This is a genomic window from Synergistaceae bacterium, assembly GCA_012521675.1.
GTDB lineage: Bacteria > Synergistota > Synergistia > Synergistales > Aminobacteriaceae > JAAYLU01.
The window spans coordinates 1-20,214 of sequence record JAAYLU010000054.1 but is presented as its reverse complement, the minus strand read 5'-3'; the positions used below and the strand labels follow the sequence as shown (position 1 = coordinate 20,214).

Below are 20,214 nucleotides of genomic sequence, written 5' to 3'. Positions count from 1 at the left end.
GTCCTGCACCGTCACACCCGTGCACTCGGTGTTTCTGTGACAGACGACACCGAGGCGCTTTGCTGCTTCGAGGTAGGCGAAGGTGGTCAGAAACGGATCTGCGTGTCCATCCCTCCCGTGGAAGAAGAAGCCGACAGCATCTTCCGCGGCAAGCCCAGGGCAAATCTCGCGAGCCTCGGACAGGGAGATCTCCTTCGATTCTATCCCGAGCGAGTTTTGCAGAGTCATGCCGTTGTGAAGTGTCTTCTTCTCTTCATCAGTGTAGGCAACCAGCAGGTACCCTCCCTGATTCAGTCCGATTGACATCCCCAGCTCGTCGTCGAGCTGCTCGAAAATGTCCAAAGCGGCGACTCCGAGCCGGCAATTCATCTCGGTGCCCCACTGGGCCCTTATGCCCGCGCCGCACCTTCCGGTAGAGCCGCTGCAGATGGTCCCCTTCTCCACGACGACTACGTCCTTTACGCCGAGCTTGGCCAGGTTATAAGCCGTCGCTATTCCGATAATGCCACCGCCGACTATGGCGACATCGGCTCTCGACTTCCAGTCCATCACTTTTCACCTCCGTCGGCGAGGAGCCCTAGCTTCACTGGTTTCACAGGCGGGCGGACCCTGGCCGGCTCGACCTCGGTTATCGGCTTGCCCGTCTTTTTGGCTATCTCTCTCATTATGATATCCTGACAGCCGCGACCCTGGCACGGTCCCATCCCGACGCGGAGCACTCTTTTGAGCTCCTCCACCGTGTCGTAACCCCGGTCGATCCACTCGTGGATCTCGTCCATGGTTATCTCCTCGCACCGGCATACGTAGACCTTCTCGTTGTTCTCAGGCGAAGCGCTCATTATTCCACCACCCTTATCGAACGGAAAACGTTGACCAAAGTTTTTGGCGCGGAGACATGCACCACGTGAGTCCTGTCCTTCCTCGGCTGGGTCACGTTTTCTACCTCCCCCTCCGCGACGCACCTGCCCTCTCGGTCAAGGCAATGCACCTTCTGCCCCTTGACCGGAAGGGGGAGCATCTCGTAGGGGAGCTTGTAGAGGGCGTTCTCCTCCGAGAAAGTGAGGTCGATTACAAAACAGGCAAGGCCCGGGCATGCGGACACGCACAGGCTGCATCCGGTGCACTTCGTCCAGTCGACCTTCGGGGTGTCGTTTATGTCGGCGAAGGCCACTATGGCACCGGTGGGGCAGCTGGTGTGGCAAGGGTTGCACGGGATTCTCTGGGGGCACTCGACCACGACAAGCCCTCCCTTTTTACCCTCCCACAGCTCGCGCGGGGGCAGAATCGCCCCCTCCCTCTCGCCGGTGAGCACGCCGCTGTTGAAAAGCATATCCAAGTCCTTATCACTCATTTGCCGCACCCTCCCAACCTTGTACGAGAACACAGTCGATACCCTGGCAGATGCGAGCGCCGGCTTCGCCCTTGCGAAGCGAGAGGAGGCGTCCCCAGTACTCGTCAAGCTTTCCGTGTTCCGTGGGATATCCAAGGGCGGCCGCTGCCGACAGGCCGGCGATACGTCCTTCCACCATGGCCGCGCTCGCCTCCTCTATCCCGCCCGCGTCGCCCGCCGTGTAGAACTTCGGGTTGGAGGTCCTCATGCTTCGGTCCCTCTGAGCGACGTTTCCGCAGAGCTGGGGGACGTACATCATCTTGCACCCGGCCTGGGATAGCAGCTCGGTGGTGGGGCTGAGCCCGACCGCTATGCAGATCAGGTCGCACTCGACATCCTGTTCGGGTCCGACCGGTTCAAATCTCTCGTTTAGGCCTGTGATCACCGCGCCCGTGATGTATTCTTTCCCAAGAGCCCTTTTAATTGAGTGACGCAATAGAATGGGAACGCCCATTCTGCGTATCTTTGCCGCGTGCACCCAGTAGCCGCCCACTCGCGGCGCCGCTTCGACCACCGCCGCGACCTCCACTCCCGCCTGCATCAACTGATAACTGACTATAAGGCCGATATTGCCCGCTCCGACCATGAGCACGCGCTTGCCGGGCAGCACGCCGTAGACGTTCATGAGAGTCTGGACGGCGCCTGCGCCGTATACGCCGGGGATGTCGTTGTTGGGGAAGGGGATGAGGCGCTCCTGTGCGCCGGTGGCTACGATGGTCTTTTTGGCATCTATCTGGAAGTACTCCTCCTCGCCTCTCATGGCGGTGAAGACATCGTCTTCCATGTAGTAGCCACTTACGGTCGTATTTTGGAGGATTGAAACTCTGTCCTTGAAGGAGTCGATCTCGTCGAGCAGGATGTCTGCTATCTTGAATCCGCGAGTTCCGGCATACTCGTCCTTGCTGCCGAAAAATTTATGAGTCTGTTTGATAAGCTGCCCTCCCGGGCGCAGGTCGCTTTCTACGATGAGTACTTTCGCTCCCGCCGATGCCGCCTCGGCGGCTGCGCTGAGTCCTGCCGCTCCGCCTCCGACTACGAGTATCTCCGTGGAGAGTTTTTTCATGAGCGGCCGCTCCCTTCGTCGACATCGGGCACTACTCCGTTGCCACGCTGGGTCTCAACCACCATGCCTGCCGTCAGGGGAGTGATACAAGTCCTGACGTTCGGGACTCCGTTCACCACCATGAAGCAGCTGCTGCATTTTCCTATGGCGCAGAAAAAGCCTCTCGGCCTGTGCATGTCGGCGGTCGTCCTGTAAATCCTGACCCCGTTTGCGTGGAGGGCCGTGGAGATAGGCTCTCCCTCGAAACCCTCGAACTCGTCTCCGTCGAAGATGAAACGGACCTTCTTCCCGTGCTGGAAATCGAGAATCGGGTGCTCTTCGATCAGAGCAAGGCCCTTTTCTCTCCCTCCAGGGTTTACCTTCTCATCCAATACAACTTCCTCCTTTCGCGGATCGGTGACACAATAAGAGAGCGGATTCCGCTTCCACGTCAGACGAAAAACAATCCGCAGCATAGATAAGCCGACGCGAGGCGGTGTTAGAAGATGGAAAGAATATTTTTCATTTTTGTCGGGCCGATATCTCCTCCCGGAAAAGCGGGCTGCATTTTATAAGATCCAATTTTGCACTGCGAGAGCCTTTTTTGTCAAGAGAAATTTCGAAGGTTATTACTTTATACCTACTGGATCATTGCTGGAGAGAAAGAAAATCGAAATTTCACAAACACAAAAATCGATAGTAATGATAAAAATACCGCGCACTACAATACGGATATTTGACTCTATTTTATATTACGGGTAAAATTACCCGAGTATCGACTATGTCTTTCACATTTCTGAGGAGGGGATCTTGATATGTTCTTTATGAGCGAAGAGGATATGCTCGGCTCTTACAGCTATTCAGGCGTCATCGATTCGGTCGAGAGAGCGATGCTCGACATCGAAAGCGGCGATGTGGACTTGGTCGCTCCTCTCAGGGGATCAGCGGAACTAGGAGGCGAGACCCTCATGACTATGCCCTGCCTTACGAAGAGGGACTGGGGGCTGAAGGTCCTGACCATATTCCCCGACAACCCCGCCAGGAGAAAGCCTTTTATTAACGGCGTTTTTCTGCTGTTCGACGGCTCCGACGGAAGGCCGACGGCGCTGCTGGACGGACGAACCCTGACCGCCCTGAGGACCGGCGGCGTTGGAGGGCTCGCCGTCCGCACTCTCTCCGAGGAGGGGGTCAAAAGCCTTGGGATAGTGGGCGCGGGCGAGCAGGGTTTCTGGCAGGCCTGTTTCGCCTGCTCGGTCCGCTCTTTTGAAAGGGTATCGATCTTCGATGCCGATGAATCAAGGGCCGCGAGTTGCGCCGCCCGTCTTGAGGAGGCGCTGCCGGAGACGAAAATCGGCACCGAGAAGGATGCGTCCTCGCTGCTCAGGAGGTCCGATGTCGTCATAACCGCCACCACGACTCGGCAGCCCCTGTTCAAGAATACTCCCTCTCTTTTCAAGGGAAAGACGCTGGTAGGCATCGGCTCCTACCGCCCCGATATGAGGGAATACCCTGATGCGGTCTTCAAGTCCGTCGACGATGTTTTCATAGACACGGCTCATGCGCTCGACGAGACGGGCGACCTTATCGATCCCCTGTCCTCGGGCGCTCTCGCCAGGGAGAGGGTCAGGACACTGGGCTCTCTGCTGAAGTCTCCTGAGGGGGAGAAGCCCTCCGGCACTTTCTTCAAATCGGTCGGTTTTGCGGCTTTCGATCTGTACGTGGCCAGGCATATCTTTTTACGCGGCATGAAACAGGGCAGGGGCATGGAGCTGGGCGGCGTGAAGTCCGTCTTCTAGCCTTCTTGAAGCACCCTGTGGTCATCCGCCTCGGTGGGCCCAAGGCCTGATTGATCAGGCGAGTCGCATCACTCGTGCTCTCCCCATTTCCTGGCCCATTCGAACATGGCGACTCCGCAGGCTACGCCCGCGTTCAGGGAACCGGTGGCACCGTGCAGGGGTATCCTTACGACCTCGTCGCACGTCTCTTTGACTAGCCTCGACAGACCCTCGCCTTCGGAGCCCACGACCAGGACCGTCCTCTCGGGCATCGGCTCGGACCAGATGGACCGGCCTGAGTTGTTGTCGAGCCCTATCGTCCAGAAGCCGTTGCGCTGAAGCTCCAAGACCGTCCGGGACACATTGTTCACGACGACCATGGGCACGCGCAGCGCCGCCCCGGCGCTTACCTTGACCACGGTGGCGCCGGGAAGGGCCGCTCGTCTTTTGGGGAAGATCACAGCGGACGCCCCGCATCCCTCGGCGCTGCGAGCTATGGAGCCAAGGTTTTGAGGGTCCTGGATGTGGTCCAGCAGCACCAGCAAGACGGGCCCGGTCGCATCCGGCAGGCGCAGGAGCAAGTCGTCAAGCTCCATCATGGATATGCCGCTTCTGCACGCCACCCCCTGGTGCTCCGCTCCGCCGCACATCTCGGTCAGGGCCTCCGGGGCCACTCTCTGGACGACTATTCGCCCCTTCCCCGCCAGCTCGCCTATCTGCATCGAAAACCTGTCGCTGACGTTCTTGCCCAAGTAGACCTTCTGCACCCTGTCCGGAGATTCTTTGAGCAGCTTTACGACCATCTGCCTTCCCCAGTGAATGTCCTCGCTGATCTCGGCCTCGGGCCGGCCCTCTCTAGGACGAGCCGGTCCTTGGAAGCCCGGTCGCCCGCTCCTTCCTGCCCCCGCTCCTCTGCTGGATCCGCTTCTTTTTCTTTTCATTCTTCTCTCTCCCCTCTATCTCTTTGGCATACTTTTTGATGAACTCGGCGGTGTGTCCCTTCCGTCCCCTTATAAGATCCTCGGGCGTGCCCGCAGCCACCAGGCTTCCCCCCGAGTCCCCGCCCTCGGGTCCCAGGTCGACGATATAGTCGGACGAGAGAAGCACATCAAGGTTGTGCTCGATGAGCAAGACAGTATTTCCGTTGTCGACGATCTTGTCGATGATACCAAGCAGTTTCTCCACGTCGGTGTAAAAGAGTCCGGTCGTGGGCTCGTCCAGCAGGTAGAGGGTCGGCCCGCTGAAGCGCTTGCTCAGCTCCTTCGACAGCTTCACCCTCTGGGCCTCGCCCCCGCTCAGTGTGAGGGCTGATTGCCCCAGGCGAATATAGCCGAGCCCGGCCTCGGCGATCAGCGTCAGCTTGGAGGCAATCCTCGGGATATCGCGGAAGAAGGCGAGTGCTTCGTCCACCGTCATCTCCAGCACGTCGGCTATGGTTTTCCCCTTGAACTTCACAGAGAGGGTCTCCTGGTTGTACCTCTTTCCTCCGCAGACCTCGCACGGTACGTAGACGTCCGGAAGAAAGAGCATGGATACCCTGGTCACGCCGCCGCCTCGGCAGGCCTCGCAGCGGCCCCCCTTCACGTTGAAACTAAACCTTCCGGGCGCGAAACCGCGGATGCGGGACTCGGGAAGCTCGGAGAAGAGCTCTCTTATCAGGGTGAACAGCCCGGTGTAGGTGGCCGGGTTGGAGCGAGGAGTTCGCCCGATGGGGCTCTGGTCCACCAGCACAACGTTCCTGAAATGCTCCCACCCCTCTATGCCCGCGTGGTTCCCCGCCCTCTCTCGGAAGTCCCTGTCGAGGAGCCTTCTCAGTCCCTTGTAGAGCACGTCGTGCACAAGGCTGCTCTTCCCCGACCCGGAGACCCCCGTCACCGACAGGAACACCCCGGTCGGGAAGGATACATCGATGCCCTTCAGGTTGTTGTGCGACGCTCCTTTCACAGTCAGGAAGCCGGTCGGCTTTCGCCTCTTTCCGTATGAAACCGCGGTTCGCTCCCCCCTCAGGTATGGACCGGTGAGCCAGTTGGACTTAAGCGCCTCCTCGTAGCTTCCGGAGAAGACTATCTCCCCGCCGCCGTCTCCCGCGCCCGGCCCCATCTCTATGATCGAGTCCGCGGCCATTATCGTCTCCCTGTCGTGCTCGACGACTACCACGCTGTTGCCGAGATCCCTGATGGATTCGAGTGTGTGCACCAGCTTTTCCGTATCCCTTGAGTGGAGTCCGATCGTCGGCTCGTCGAGGACGTAGAGCACCCCGCTGAGCTTGGAGCCGATCTGGGTGGCCAGGCGAATCCTCTGGCTCTCGCCGCCGCTCAGGGTGTCCGCCCGGCGCAGCAGGGAGAGATATCCCACGCCGACGTCCGACAGGAAATCGAGCCTCTTCTTCACCTCTATTAGCACCTGGTGGACTACCTTTTCGTCGGACGAGGAGAAGGTCATCCCGCCCAGGGCCCCCCTGAGTGAGTCTATCGGCATGGAGACGAGCTCCCCGATTCCGCGACCGCCGACCTTTACATTAAGGGCCTCGGGGCGCAGCCGAAGCCCGTCGCACGCCTGGCAGAGGTCGTCCACCCGGTAGGACTCCAGCTCCTCGAGCACTCCTTCGGACTCCGTCTCCCTGTAGCGAGAATCCAGCCAAGGCAGCAGTCCCTCGTAGCGTCCCATGTAGGTCCTGTTCTGGTTCCCGTCCTTGAAGTTCAAAGGTATTCGCTCGTCGGCGCCGTGCAGGATAAAGTCGCGGACGTGATCCGGGAGTTTTTCAAAGGGAACGTCGAGGCCGTACCCCCTGTGAAGGGCGAACTTCTCCAGCTTCAAAAGCATGTAGTGCTTCTTCTTCCACGGCAGCAGCGCACCGTCCTCTATCGTCCTGGCCGGGTCGACCGCCAGCTCCTCGGAGAAGTACTGGTGGCTTCCCAACCCGGAGCAATCGGGGCAGGCGCCGTAAGGAGTGTTGAAAGAGAAGAGCCTCGGTTCTATCTCCGGCATGCTGACATCGCAGTCGGCACAGGCGAATTTCTCCGTGAGAACCCTCTCCCCTCCCTCCTCGTCCAGCAGGAGCACGTAGCCACCGCTGAGGGAGAACGCCGTCTCCACTGCCTCGGAGATCCTCGACCGTCTGTCCTCTAGTATTCGCAGGCGATCCACCACCACCTCGATTGAGTGCCTCTTGTTCTTGTCGAGCTGGATCTCCTCCTCGAGCCACAGCACCGCCCCGTCCACCCTGACACGCATGAACCCCTTCTCCCTGGTCTGGGCGAAGAGGTTGCGGAACTCTCCTTTTTTACCCCTCACCAAGGGGGCGAGGATCTCCAGTCTCCTGTCGGGGAACTCCCGGAAAACCAGCTCTACTATCTCGTCGAGCGTGTGGCGGTAGACCGGTTTGCCGCAGGAAGGGCAGTATGGCGTTCCCACGCGGCCGTATAGCAGCCTCAGGTAGTCGTAGACCTCCGTCACCGTGCCGACTATCGACCTGGGGTTGTGCGACGTGCCCCTCTGCTCTATCGAGATGGCGGGGGAAAGGCCCGAGATGTCGTCTACATCGGGTTTCTTCTGAACCCCGAGGAACTGCCTCGCATATGCGGACAGGGACTCTACGTACCTCCTCTGCCCCTCGGCGTAAAGTGTGTCGAAGGCCAGCGACGACTTGCCGGAGCCGGACGGCCCGGTGACGACCACCAGCTTTCCCCTGGGTATGTCAACGTCTATGTCTTTTAAATTGTGCTCTCTTGCTCCTTTTATTCGTATCCACTGCAACACGTTTAAATTCCTTCCCTTCGAACGACGCGAGGGCGTCCCTTATTTGGGCCGCCTTCTCAAAATCGAGCCTCTCGACCGCCTTCCACATCAGCTGTTCCATCTCCTGGAAGGAGAGCTCTCTCAACGTCTCGGCCCCGACTCCGTCCTTTTTGGAAGGGGTATGCAACGATCCGTCCATAAGCTCCTCGGGGAGAAGGCTTACTATCTCCTTGCGGATAGTGGCGGGCGTTATGCCGTGCTCCTCGTTGTACCTGGTCTGCAGGTCTCGCCTGCGCACCGTCTCGTCGACGGTCTTTTTTATGCTTTCAGTGACCTCGTCGGCGTATAGCACTACCTTGCCGCAGGTGTTCCTCGCAGCGCGCCCCATCATCTGGATCAGGGACCTGTATGACCGCAGAAAGCCTTCCCTGTCCGCGTCCAGGATGGCGACCAGCTCGACCTCGGGGAGGTCCATCCCCTCCCTGAGCAAATTTATCCCGACCAGGGTAGAGATCTCTCCGCTTCTCAGGTCTCTTATCAGTTCCGCCCTCTCGAAGGCGTTAAGCTCCGAGTGGATGTAGCGGGCCTTCATCCGAAGCTCCGCGAGGTATTCCGCCAGGTCCTCGGAGGACTTCTTGGTGAGGGTGGTGACAATCGCTCGGCCGCCGCTCTTCTCTATCTCCCTCAGCCTTGAGATGAGGTCGTCCACCTGGTTCCGCGCGGGCCTTACCTCCACCTCCGGGTCGACCACTCCGGTCGGTCGGATCACCTGCTCTACGACCTTGCCCGACACAGACATCTCGTAGTCGCCTGGGGTCGCGGTGACACATATCGCCTGGTGGATGTGACCCTCGAACTCCGTCCACTCAAGCGGCCGGTTGTCCAGGCAGGATGGCAGGCGGAACCCGTTCTCGACTAGGACAAGCTTTCTCGACCTGTCGCCGTTGTACATCCCCCGGACCTGCGGCAGGGTGATGTGAGACTCGTCTACAATAAGCAGGAAGTCCTCGGGGAAGAAGTCTATCATCGTGCCGGGAGGCTCGCCAGGGCTTCTGCCGTCCAGGTAGCGGGAGTAGTTCTCGATTCCCGAGCAGTACCCGACCTCGCGCAGCATCTCGAGGTCGTACATGGTCCTCATTCGCAGGCGCTGCGCCTCAAGCAGCCTGCCCTGGCTCTCGAACCACGCGACCTGCTCCTCCATCTCCTCCTGTATGGGACCCGCGGACTTCGAGATCGCATCCCTGTCCGTGACGTAGTGCTGCGCCGGGAAGACAGAGGCCCGATCCAAACTCTCTATCGTCCTGCCCGATACCGGGTCGAACTCGTCGATGCGCTCTATCTCCGAGTCGAAGAAGGAGATCCTGAGAGCGCTCTCCTCGTAAGCGGGAAAGACCTCCACTATGTCACCCCTGGCCCTGAATTTTCCGGGCTCCAGCACCATGTCGTTCCTGTCGTAGTAGTTTTCCAGGAGTTTTTCGAGAAAGTCCCTGCGGTCCCAGCTCTCCCCCACCGAGAAGGGAAAGATGACGCTCTCGTACGCCTCCTTCAACCCCAGGCCGTAGATGCATGACACGCTCGCCACGACAATCACGTCGCGCCTCTCGATGAGGGCCTTCGTCGCGGCCAGCCGCAATCTCTCGATCCTCTCGTTCACGGACGCGTCCTTCTCTATGTAGGTGTCCGTAGCCGGGACGTATGCCTCCGGCTGGTAGTAGTCGTAGTAGCTGACGAAGTAGTGCACGGCGTTCCTCGGGAAGAACGCCTTGAACTCGCTGTAAAGCTGTGCGGCCAATGTCTTGTTGTGTGCGAGCACCAGCACCGGGCGCTGCACGGACTGGATGACGTTGGCTACCGTGAAGGTCTTACCGCTCCCGGTGACGCCCATAAGGGTCTGGTATCTCAGCCCTTCATTCACTCCGTCTATAAGCGCTTCTATCGCCTGGGGCTGGTCCCCCGAGGGGCCCCAGTCGGACTTGAGTTCAAATTTCCTCTCCATAGCTGCCAATCAAAACACCTCGAAAAGACAGGAAGAATCCGGGGAAGAGAGCCTCTCCCGGATCCTCCTGGACTCGCAATCAGCCAACTGGCTCTATTCGGCCTCTTCTTCCTGTTCAGCAGGCTCCTGTGGCTCCTGTGCCGACGGCTCTTCGCCGTCGCTGTAGCTATCGTCATCTTTCTTTTCTTCGTGGCCCTCACCCGAGCTCTCGTCATCTCTCTCTTCCTCGTCGCCCTCGCTCAAGCTGCCCTCTTCTCTCTCGTCTTTCTCTTCGACGGAGTCATCTTCCCCGTCGGAATCGCTGTTTCCGAGCAGCTCATCGAGCTCCTTGCCCTCGAGGATCTCCCTTTCCAGCAGGGCCTCGGCGATCATGTCCATCTCCTCGGAGTTCTCTATCAGTATGCTGCGCACCTTCTCATAGCAGCTGTCTATTATCGCCTTGACCTCCTGGTCGATGGCGTAGGCTATGGCGTCGCTATAGTTTCTGTCCTCTCCGATATCCCTGCCGAGGAAGACTTCGCTGTGCTTGCGCCCTAGTTTTACAAGGCCAAGTTTCTCGCTCATTCCGAACTCTGTGACCATCTGACGCGCTATCTGGGTGGCCCTCTCCAGGTCGTTGCCGGCACCGGTGGTTACATCGCCGAACTTCAGCTCTTCCGCCACGCGACCTCCGAACAGCACGCAGATCTTGTCGAGCAGTTCGTTTTTGGACATCAGGAACCTGTCCTCCTCGGGCAGCTGGAGTGTGTAGCCCAGGGCCATGTGCCCTCTTGGGATGATGGATATCTTGTGAACCGGGTCGCACGAGGGTATGCGCTTCGCGACGAGGGCGTGCCCTGTCTCGTGATAAGCGATGATAAGCTTCTCCTTATCGCTTACAAGACGGCTCTTTCTCTCAGGGCCGGCTATCACCCTGTCTATCCCCTCCTCGAAGTCCTTCATGGCGACCTCCTTCCCGCCTCCGCGGGCCGCGAGCAGGGCCGCCTCGTTGACCAGGTTGGCAAGGTCGGCCCCAACGAAGCCAGGGGTACGTCGTGCCAATACGGCAAGGTCGACGTCTTCGGCAAGCTTCTTCTCGCGGGCGTGGACCTCCAGTATTGCCTCCCGCCCCTTGACGTCGGGCCTGTCCACTACTATATGCCTGTCGAAGCGACCGGGGCGCAGCAGCGCCGGGTCTAGGATGTCCGGCCTGTTCGTGGCGGCCAGCAGAATTATTCCGGTGGACTCGTCGAACCCGTCGAGCTCCACCAGCAGCTGGTTGAGAGTCTGCTCCCGCTCGTCGTGTCCTCCGCCCAGCCCGGCGCCCCTGTGGCGGCCGACGGCGTCCATCTCGTCTATAAAGATTATGCAGGGCTGGTACTTCCTGGCCTGCTCGAACAGGTCCCGCACCCTAGCGGCCCCCACTCCTACGAACATCTCCACGAAGTCCGAGCCGCTGACGCTGAAGAACGGCACGTCGGCCTCCCCCGCGCAGGCGCGCGCGAGCAGAGTCTTGCCCGTGCCCGGGGGCCCGAGCAGCAGCACGCCCCTCGGGACCTTTGCACCTAGGGCGGTGAACCTTGACGGGTCGCGAAGGTAGTAGACGACCTCGGAGAGCTCCTCCTTGGACTCGTCGCAGCCCGCCACGTCATCGAAGGTCACCTTCGGCCTGTTGTCCAGGAAGAGTTTCGCCTTGCTCTTGGCGAAGTTCATGACCTTGCCCCCGCCCCCCTGCATGTTGTAGAGGAAGAAAACCCATACCCCTATGAGAAGCAGGGTCGGAAAGAGCGACGAGAGCATGTTGGCCCACCAGGGCGTCCGTTGAGGCGGTTCGACCTCCACTGCCACGCCCTTCCCGGCCAACTCCTTGGCGAGGTCGCCTACTCCGACGACGTACGAGACGAACTCCTTTCCGTCGGAGAACTTGCCGGCGATCGAGTTCTCGCGCACCAAGACGCTTGAGACCTTGCCGGCCGCAACCTCGGATAGAAATGTGCTGTATCCTATCTCCTGGACCTGCTGCGGTCCCTGGGTCGGGGATAAAAACACGTTTACGATGCTGACTACCAGCACTATCATTATGAGGTACAAACCCAAGTTTTTTACTAATCGGCCCAAATTATCGCCGCCCCCTGACTGAAAATGAAAGTATGTTGGATCATTCCCGGGTGACTATATGAATTGCAGGCAGATGGCGCCATTTTCCACCATAGTCAAGACCATAACCCACCACGAACTCGTCCGGGATGGAAAAGCCTCTATAATCGACGTCCACCCTGACCTCCCGCCGCTCCTCCTTGTCGAGAAGAGCGCAGACGCGCACGCTTCTCGGGCGACGCTCCTTCATCAGCTTAATCAGGTATGAAAGAGTGAGCCCTGTATCGACGATATCCTCCACTATCAGGACATCCTTGTCCTCGATGCTGCCATCGAGGTCCTTGACTATCTTTACTATGCCACGGGTTCTTGTCGAATCGCCGTAGGACGAGACCGCCATGAAGTCAAGCGAGATATCGACGGTGTCCGGGATGGCGCGGATAAGATCGGACAGGAAGACCACGGCGCCCTTCAGAATGCCGATCACGACAAGCTCCTTGCCGGCGTAGTCCCTGCCTATCCGGGCGCCGATCTCCCGGACCCTTTCCGAGAGAGCATCTTCCGACAGCAATAGACCGGTGAGTTTGTAATCCATCCTTTTCAACCGTCCACTCAGACCATCATGAAACAGCCGAGGCAACCGCGGAGAAGCGAACACCCCCGCGGGAGTCCTCGTTTGCGTTTCCGCCGCCCCAGAAAGGGATCCAAACGGAATCACCCGAGCGCAACACAGTGAAAAGAGGACGGGCCCATTCCGGAACGGATCCGTCCCCCGGCTTCTCGTCGAGGCGAGAGAGAGGCAGAACCTCAACCTCGTCAATAGGCGGGAATATCGCTCCCATGACGCCGTTGACGCAATTCGGCGCTTGTTCCCTTGCCCAATTGAATCGCCACTTTCCGAAAGAAAATCCGCCCGTTTCGCCTTCAAGACGCAAAGTCGTCGGTTCGGTTCCACTGTTCAAAGATAGTATATCAGGACTGATCCACACAACAAGGTCAGAACTACAGAAAAGGGAAATATCTCCCTGCCATTGAAAACACCATGAGGCGGAACGACGGGTCAGCAGGCACAGGTTCTCCGTCCTCTCGCGCGACAGGACCCTCAGCCCGAGGCCCATGCCGACGCCCCTGAAGAAGGCGCGCAGCTCTCTTTCTTCGAGAGAGCGAAGGGAAGAGAGCGAACAGGCGTAGGCGGCAAAGGGGATCTCCCTCCGCAGCAGGGGAAGCAGGACCGACTGGAGCCTTTCCTCCTCCCGTCGCAGAGACTTCATATCCTGCGCCGTTCCAAGTATCGCCTCTTTCACGCGCGGGTTGAATTCCCTCTCTAACATGGGTATCAGCCTGTTGCGAACGCGGTTCCTGGTGTGCTGGTCGTCGAGATTCGTAAGGTCCTCCCTCCAGGGGAGGCAGTGATACTGAAGCAGCTCTCTGAGGAATGACTTCTGGAAGGAGAGAAGAGGACGAAAGAAGGGGCCTCTTCGTTCGGGTATGCCGGCAAGTCCCCGGGGGCCGGTTCCACGGAAGAGGTTCATCAGGAAAGATTCCACGGAGTCGTCCGACGTGTGAGCGAGCGCGACTCCACATGCCCCGGCGGAGGTCATGGCCCTCTTGAGAAACTCGTAGCGGATGCGGCGAGCGCCGTCCTCGAGGGACTCTCCACGACGAAGCAAGGACGGGACAGGCAGGCTTTCCGTTATAAGAGGCGCGTCGTGAAGCTTTGCGATCTCGCCCACGAAGGCCTGGTCTTTGTCCGCGCTTTCGCCCCTGATGCCGTGGTTCAGGTGCGCGATCGCGATCCGCCCCTTCCACAGAGTGTGGAAGAACCAGAAGAGCGCCATGGAGTCCACTCCACCGGATACGGCCAGTACGATGGGAAGTTCCGACTTCCACCATCCCTGTTCCACGCCGATCTCCCGAAATACTTTTTTCAGACGCTCCGCGGAATGAGAGTAAGGAACGGCCCTATGCCCCTTGCCCGTTCTCTGTAGAACCATGTGGCCTCCCCAATAAAAAAGGCGGAGATGAAGTCTCCGCCTTTCGTTCTTCTTTGTGGTGGCGGTGACTGGAATCGAACCAGCGACACTGCGGGTATGAACCGCATGCTCTAGCCATCTGAGCTACACCGCCGAATTGGTTGCGGGGGCAGGATTTGAACCTGCGACCTTCGGGTTATGAGCCCGACGAGCTTCCTGACTGCTCCACCCCGCGGTAACCATCCCTGTTGGTGGGAGTGACGGGACTCGAACCCGTAAGGGCCATTGCCCGGAGGATTTTAAGTCCGCTGCGTCTACCGATTCCGCCACACTCCCGCATACGACAGGAGGGATGATACAACAAAGATCCACGAGTGTCAATATGCATCGCCTTTTTCGGACATTTGACTACAAAATTATCTGGGGTTGAGGACCGTCGGCGGGCGGTGTTTCCTGAAAAGCATGCTCGCCCTCTCCTCTCCCGCCGCGAGGGGTGGAAGAGGCATGGCGCCGTAGTCACCTGTCGCTCGGATAATGCTCAACGCGGCATCCTTTCGCAGGTCCACGATCGCCGGCTCCCTCTCCCTGTTTCTCGCAAGTCCGCTCATAAGAAGGATCTTCGGGCGGATCAGGTCTCTCTCCCGTGTCTCGAGAACGACTCCGCTCCTGCCGTCGCTAAGCTCCACCACCGATCCCGCCGGATACAGCCCGACCGCTGCGAGCAGCGTCCTCACAATGTACCTGTCGAACCTCCCCAGGGTCGTCGCTATGACGGAGGAGATGGCGCGATCCGACCTTCTCCCGCCCTCCTCTCCGGAGACCATCAGGTTGATGAAGGCGTTGGCCACGGCTACTATTCTCGCTCCCACCGGGATGCTCTCTCCGGAGAGGCCGTCCGGGAATCCGCCGCCGTCCCAGGACTCGTGATGAGACCTCACGAAAGAAAGGATATCATGATTCTTTATCCCCGAGTCCCTTAACAGGGCCTCTCCAAGAAGAGGATGAGCGCGATAGGCCCCGTCCGCCCTATCGAGCCCCCCTCCTGCCGGGGAGATGAAGGCCTTTCCTATATCGTGAAACAGCGCCCCGATCGTCACGGATTTGGCCAGCTCAGGCCAGGACGGGAAGAGTTTTTTTGCTATGAACCCGGCCAGCACCGCGACATTCACCCCGTGCAGGACCTCTTCGAACTTGCGCTCGGCATCCTCTCCGAGGGAGAGGGTTATCTGCGGGATCCGGCGGACCTCGGAGGAGAGATGCTCGCCAATCGAGTAGAGCGACCTGATACCTCTCTCCCTGACCTCCCTGTTGCTCGCGTTGGTGTAGATGACGCTCATCTGGTGGGCCAGGACCCTCGCCAGCAGGGGATTCATTCGGACTACGGGGGGAGAGAGATTCGAGATGAGCCTGCGGAACTCCTCCTCCGTTATGGGTTCATGCTTTTTCACGAGCACCTTTTCGATGCCGTGCCTCTTCAATTGTTCAATGGCGTCGGGATGGGCCGCGCGAAGGGACTCCAGGTCAAGCCCGGCGGGAAACAAAAGAGTCCCCGAGGAGGATAGTATCTCCCCGGCCAACACTCCCTCTTCTTCAAAAAGCCTCTCTGTCTCTATGAACACCGCTGAGCTCATTCAGTCTACCTCCCGCCCCGGCCGTCGTCGGATCACTTTGTTGAATACAACTGTACGGCCGATAAATAATTGACATTAACGTTGCAGAGTGCTAGACTGCGAAACATACTGATAACAGCAATCGTAGCATATCATAATAATGTTTTGTGCGCACTCGCATAGAAGGGTGGTTGTATATATGCTCTGTCCTCTCGATAAGAACGAAAAGCCGTACGACCTTCCGGAAAGCGTGAAAAAGTTATTCCTCGAGACGGCAAGAGATATTCCCTTCAACAGGTATCCCGATCCGGACCACGGCGAACTGAGAGAGAAACTGTCCTCCTACTGCGGGTTTCCGGCGGAGCGGATAGTCCTCGGCAACGGGGGGGACGAGCTGCTCTGGATGATCTTCACGAAGTACGTTGGGCCGAGGGACGTGGTCCTGGCCTTCTCCCCGACTTTTTCCGAGTATCACCGTCTCGCAGGACTGTTCAAGGCCGACCTGCAGCTCATCCCCGCCGATCTGGACGGAGATGAGCCGGTCTTCGACTACGACTCGTTCATCAGGGCCGCGTCTGAGACGAGTCCCTCCCTGGTGCTGTTGGACACTCCCAACAACCCCACCGGCCTTACGCACCCTGCTTCTTTTATCGGCAAAGTGGTCTCACTGGCTGAACCGACTATCCTCGTCGACGAGGCCTACGGGGAGTTCGCCCGAAGCACTTGGCTGGACTCCATGAAAGGCGAGGATCTGCCCAAGAACGTTGCGGTCCTCAAAACTATGTCGAAGGCGTGGGGACTTGCGGGGCTCAGGTTTGGCTACGCAGTGTGCGGAGAGAGAACCGCGTCTGAGCTCTCCGACGTCCGCGCCCCGTTCAATGTGAACTCCCTGACCGCGGCGGCGGCGGAGATCGCACTTGAACACCGATCCTTGCTGTTTGAAGGGGTTCGGGGGATCACCCGGCTTCGCGACAATTTCATCCAAGAGGTCAATTCCCTTGACGGCTGGAGGGCGTTCCTAAGCGACGGGAACTTCGTTCTAATACGAGCCCCCGTGGCATGGGACAGGATGGCGTCATTTCTCGAAGGCATCTCGCTCAAGCGAATCTTTCACCCTCTCCACGAGGCCGAATCCCGGTGCCTTGTCCGGGTGAGCGTCGGTAACGGGCAAGAGATGGACTTCGTATCGCAAGCGTTATTACGAATACAGAAGGAGGTTGGCTGTCATGACTGAGAAATGGAAGGACAAACTGACTGATCAGCTGTGTCGTGCGTTCCTGTCCCTTGATACGGTGGAGGAGGCGTACTCCTTCCTCGAGGACGTCGCGACGATCGGGGAGATCAGGGCTCTCTCCCAGCGCCTGGAGGTGGCGAGGCTGCTGAGCGAGGCGTACACGTACCCCCAGATCGCCCAGCAGACCGGGGCGAGCACCGCGACGATCAGCAGGGTGAAGAAGTTCCTGGAGTACGGCGCGGACGGCTACAAGATAGTGATCGAGCGCCTCAAGGACGAATAGCGGGCGCAGAAACGGACGACCCCCGTGTCGCCGAACAGGGGTCGTCCGCACATGCTTTCAAGGGTTCCCTTACAGTGGCTCGGGGTCGTCTTGGGCGAAGGGACAGAGTCTCTCCCGATTGATCGGACATCCCCCGCAGTCAGGTTTGCGCGCGCGACAGAGGCCCCTGCCGTGCTCTATTATGTTTATGTGTCCACCCAGAAAACGTTCGGGGGGGAGCCACGATTCGAGCAGCTGCTGAATCTTCTCCGGGGGGGTCGACTCCTTCGCCCAGCTCATCCTCCTGCTGAACCTCGCGATGTGCGTGTCCACCGGAAACGCCGGTCTCCCCAAGTCGAAAAGCATGACGCACGCCGCTGTCTTGGCGCCTATCCCGGGAAGGGATACCAGGAACTCCCTGATGTAGTCATCCTCCTTCGTCCTCAACGAGGAGAGCGAATGCTCGCCGAAGACCTCCTCGGCGACCTTCAGTATGAGCATCATCCTCTCGGACTTGGTCCTGGCCAGTCCCGCGGGTCGGATGGCATCCTCCACGTCCTTTGCGTCCGCCGATGCCACCATGTCCCACGAGGGGTACTTCTCCTTCAAGGCGGCGAAGCCCCTGTCCCTGTTCTTGTCGTTCGTGTTCTGAGAGAGGAGGGTTAACATCAGCCCGTCCATCGGCTCGTCGTGCCCCAGCGCGGGAGGTTCACTCTCGTTGCCCCACAGCTCCTCCAATATGTCGAATACCCTGTCGATTTGCGGCGGCCTGGCCCGCATCGCCTCGTTTACGCTATTCCTCTTCATCGCCGCCGGACTTCCCCTCTTTCTTATGCTTTTCCGCCTTCTTGGCCCACTTCTTCAGCTTGGCCGCGACTTTGCGATGGATGGACGCCGCCGACATTCCAGTCAGCGCCTCGATGCCCTCGTCGATCGTGGATACTGGCAGCACGAAGAATTTCCCGTCGGCGACCGCCTCGACGACGGGATCATCCAGCATGAGGTGACGGACGTTCTGCTGTGGGATCAGGACCCCCTGCTCCCCGGTGAGCCCGGCATGCTGACAGTACTCGAAGAATCCCTCTATCTTCTCGTTGACCCCGCCGATGGGCTGCACGTTTCCGAACTGGTCCACCGACCCGGTGACTGCTATCCCCTGCTTCAACGGGACCCCGGACAGAGCGGACAGAAGGCAGTAGAGCTCCGTCGACGACACACTGTCCCCCTCTATTCCTCCGTACATCTGCTCGAACGTGATCCTGGCCGTGAGGGAGAGAGGCTCGTTCTGAGCGTACTTCCTCCCCATGTAGCTGCTGAGGATGAGGAGCCCCTTGTTGTGGATGGGACCGGTCATCTTCACCTCTCTTTCGATGTTTACGACCCCCTCCCGCCCCATGAATACGTTGGCGGTGATCCTGGAGGGATGCCCGAAGCGGTAGTCCATGAGGTCGATGACAGACAGGCCGTTTATCTGCCCCACTATCTCGCCCGATGTGTCTATTCTCACGAGGCCGTCCTTGAAGGATCTCGCTATCCTCTCCTGGATCAAGTCGGACCTGAATCTCTTCTCCTTGATGGCCTTTTTCACATGCTCGCGGCTCACGATATCGGCCTTGTCGGCCTTTGCCCACGCGGTCGACTCGACGATTATCTCGGAGATCTTGTTGAACTCCGTGGACATCCTGTGCTGATCCTCGGCGAGCCTGGCCGAGCAGTCTATCACCTCGGCCACGGCGGTGGCATCGAAGGGAATCCCCTCCTCTTTCTTGAGGCACGAGGCTATGAACTGCGCCATCTGCCTCTCAGTCTCGGGGGTCCTCTCCATGTCGGTGTCGAAATCGGCCTTCACCTTGAACATCTTCAGGAACTCCGGGTCGTAAAACTGCAGGAGAGCGTGAAGGAAGGGGGTGCCGACCATGACGACCTTTAGGTTTATGGGTATGGGCTGGGGGCGCAGAGACGAGACAGGCACCGCGCCGTACTGCTCGCCCAAATTCTCTATCGTGGCCTCTCCCGTCCGAAGTATCCGTTTCAGGGCCTCCCACGACATGAAGTTGAGCAGCACCTTCTCCGCGTCCAGGACGAGGAAACCGCCGTTGGCCCTGTGAAATGCGCCTGAGACGATCTTCCTGAAGTCCGTGTAGAGATACCCCTGGCGGCTCTCGTACTCCACCTTGCCGGCCAGGTTGTAGTATGTCGGGTTCGTCTCCCACACGACGGGTGCGCCATCGTCCGGATCGTTGCAGACGAAGACGTTCACGGTGTATCTCGTGAAGTCTATGTCCGCGTTCTCGTCCTTGACGGCGGCGACAAACATCCCGAAGTTATCTATTATGTCCTCGGCCAGAAGGTCTATCCACGAGTCAAGCACCTCGTTGCCACCGGATGCGCTCTCCCCGTCGCCCTCGCCGTTGGCGCCGAACTTCTCCTTTATGTCCGACAGGTACGGCATGATGGCGTTTCGGCATATCTCCGCCTCCAGCTTCATTATCCGCTCCTTCAGGCCCTTCTCCAGGTCGCGGATCTTGCGCAGAGTCTCCAGCGTCTTGAGAGAGACCTCCTCGGACAGCTTCTGCAGGCGCTTCTGTTCATCGTCCGGCAGAGACTCGAACTCCTCCTGCTGTATCTCTCGCTTGACCTTCTCACCCTCCTCGGATTCCTCCTCGGTCAGGGGGATGTTGACGAAGCCCTGCGGGGTCCGCTTCAACGAAAAGCCGATCTCGGCGGCCCAGGCCTTGACCCCCTCCATGAGCTCGTTTACCTCTTCCTGGAACTCCTTGACGAGCTGGGCCTTCGCGTCCTCGTACTGGCTCTTCTCGAACGCCTTGCTTATCGCGGTCTTAAGCTCTTCGATCAGGTCCTCGAACGCAGTGCCTATGGTCTTTCCCTTGCCGGCCGGCAGGTTTATCGCCAGGGGCTGCCCCGGGTCGTCGAAGTTGTAGACATAGACCCAGTCGTCGGGCGCCGACCTCTCCTTGGCGGCGGCGTGAAGTCGCTCGAGGGCGTAGGTGGTCCTGCCGCTGCCCGGGTTGCCAAGCACGACTATGTTGTACCCCTTGCTCTCGACTTCAAGGCCGAAGGTTATGGCGGACACGGCTCTTACCTGGCCAAGGAACTC

17 protein-coding genes and 3 tRNA genes are annotated in these 20,214 nt (G+C 59.2%); 3 read left to right on the top strand and 17 right to left on the bottom strand.

The genetic code is table 11. The features are described 5' to 3' along the window. From GX181_05745 to GX181_05725, 5 genes are all read right to left on the bottom strand, one after another. Nucleotides 1-549 (bottom strand): FAD-binding oxidoreductase (locus tag GX181_05745; GenBank protein NLM71441.1); only part of this gene is annotated, 549 nt, incomplete at its 3' end. Continuing rightward, entirely contained in the window at nt 549-839 is a 291-nt protein-coding gene (locus GX181_05740) for a (2Fe-2S)-binding protein (protein ID NLM71440.1), read from the bottom strand. The genes GX181_05745 and GX181_05740, both read right to left, overlap by 1 nt. Beyond that, entirely contained in the window at nt 839-1,351 is a 513-nt protein-coding gene (locus GX181_05735) for a 4Fe-4S binding protein (protein ID NLM71439.1), read from the bottom strand. The genes GX181_05740 and GX181_05735 overlap by 1 nt, the downstream gene beginning before the upstream one ends. Then, the gene (locus tag GX181_05730; GenBank protein ID NLM71438.1) at nt 1,344-2,453 is read right to left on the bottom strand and encodes an FAD-dependent oxidoreductase; all 1,110 of its coding nucleotides are present in this window, start codon (nt 2,451-2,453) and stop codon (nt 1,344-1,346) included. Before GX181_05730 ends, GX181_05735 begins: the two co-directional genes overlap by 8 nt. Then, complete coding sequence (locus tag GX181_05725; GenBank protein ID NLM71437.1) at nt 2,450-2,908, bottom strand: (2Fe-2S)-binding protein; 459 nt, start codon at nt 2,906-2,908, stop codon at nt 2,450-2,452. Before GX181_05725 ends, GX181_05730 begins: the two co-directional genes overlap by 4 nt. Before the next feature lie 339 nt (nt 2,909-3,247). Between GX181_05725 and GX181_05720 the strand changes: the two genes are divergently transcribed. After that, nucleotides 3,248-4,228: an ornithine cyclodeaminase family protein gene (locus GX181_05720; GenBank protein ID NLM71436.1), complete on the top strand. Its 981-nt coding sequence runs from the start codon at nt 3,248-3,250 to the stop codon at nt 4,226-4,228. Between the two features lie 68 nt (nt 4,229-4,296). Here the strand turns inward: GX181_05720 and rlmB are convergent, their stop codons facing one another. From rlmB to GX181_05670, 10 genes are all read right to left on the bottom strand, one after another. Next, nucleotides 4,297-5,148 carry a 23S rRNA (guanosine(2251)-2'-O)-methyltransferase RlmB gene (gene rlmB, locus GX181_05715; GenBank protein NLM71435.1) on the bottom strand — a complete coding sequence of 284 codons (852 nt, stop codon included), beginning with the start codon at nt 5,146-5,148 and terminating at the stop codon, nt 4,297-4,299. Then, nucleotides 5,063-7,966, bottom strand: coding sequence for an excinuclease ABC subunit UvrA (gene uvrA / locus GX181_05710; protein NLM71434.1), 2,904 nt, complete (start codon nt 7,964-7,966; stop codon nt 5,063-5,065). The genes rlmB and uvrA overlap by 86 nt, the downstream gene beginning before the upstream one ends. Next, on the bottom strand, nt 7,905-9,941 hold the full coding sequence (gene uvrB, locus GX181_05705) for an excinuclease ABC subunit UvrB (protein NLM71433.1): 2,037 nt from the start codon (nt 9,939-9,941) through the stop codon (nt 7,905-7,907). Before uvrB ends, uvrA begins: the two co-directional genes overlap by 62 nt. Before the next feature lie 93 nt (nt 9,942-10,034). Further along, nucleotides 10,035-12,038, bottom strand: coding sequence for an ATP-dependent metallopeptidase FtsH/Yme1/Tma family protein (locus GX181_05700; GenBank protein NLM71432.1), 2,004 nt, complete (start codon nt 12,036-12,038; stop codon nt 10,035-10,037). Between the two features lie 40 nt (nt 12,039-12,078). Next, nucleotides 12,079-12,612, bottom strand: a complete 534-nt coding sequence (gene hpt, locus GX181_05695; protein NLM71431.1) for a hypoxanthine phosphoribosyltransferase — start codon at nt 12,610-12,612, stop codon at nt 12,079-12,081. 25 nt (nt 12,613-12,637) lie between these two features. Next, on the bottom strand, nt 12,638-14,011 hold the full coding sequence (gene tilS, locus GX181_05690; protein ID NLM71430.1) for a tRNA lysidine(34) synthetase TilS: 1,374 nt from the start codon (nt 14,009-14,011) through the stop codon (nt 12,638-12,640). A 56-nt stretch (nt 14,012-14,067) separates the two neighbouring features. Further along, nucleotides 14,068-14,144: transfer RNA gene (locus GX181_05685), tRNA-Met, on the bottom strand. Nucleotides 14,145-14,148: 4 nt separating this feature from the next. Continuing rightward, nucleotides 14,149-14,225 (bottom strand) — tRNA-Met (locus tag GX181_05680). Nucleotides 14,226-14,239: 14 nt separating this feature from the next. After that, nucleotides 14,240-14,326: transfer RNA gene (locus GX181_05675), tRNA-Leu, on the bottom strand. 80 nt (nt 14,327-14,406) lie between these two features. After that, complete coding sequence (locus GX181_05670) at nt 14,407-15,621, bottom strand: HD domain-containing protein (GenBank protein NLM71429.1); 1,215 nt, start codon at nt 15,619-15,621, stop codon at nt 14,407-14,409. A gap of 229 nt (nt 15,622-15,850) precedes the next feature. Here GX181_05670 and GX181_05665 point away from each other — a divergent pair, with 229 nt between their 5' ends. Both GX181_05665 and GX181_05660 read left to right on the top strand, forming a co-directional pair. Beyond that, nucleotides 15,851-16,834 (top strand): aminotransferase class I/II-fold pyridoxal phosphate-dependent enzyme, encoded by a 984-nt coding sequence (locus tag GX181_05665; GenBank protein NLM71428.1) that lies wholly within the window; start codon nt 15,851-15,853, stop codon nt 16,832-16,834. Beyond that, nucleotides 16,827-17,117: a DNA-binding transcriptional regulator gene (locus tag GX181_05660; GenBank protein NLM71427.1), complete on the top strand. Its 291-nt coding sequence runs from the start codon at nt 16,827-16,829 to the stop codon at nt 17,115-17,117. Before GX181_05665 ends, GX181_05660 begins: the two co-directional genes overlap by 8 nt. 69 nt (nt 17,118-17,186) lie before the next feature. On the opposite strand, the gene GX181_05655 is transcribed toward GX181_05660, so the two are convergent. Together GX181_05655 and GX181_05650 are read right to left on the bottom strand one after the other, a co-directional pair. Then, nucleotides 17,187-17,876, bottom strand: a complete 690-nt coding sequence (locus GX181_05655; GenBank protein ID NLM71426.1) for an endonuclease III — start codon at nt 17,874-17,876, stop codon at nt 17,187-17,189. A gap of 13 nt (nt 17,877-17,889) precedes the next feature. Then, nucleotides 17,890-20,214: AAA family ATPase (locus tag GX181_05650; GenBank protein ID NLM71425.1), on the bottom strand; the 2,325-nt coding region annotated here is incomplete at its 5' end.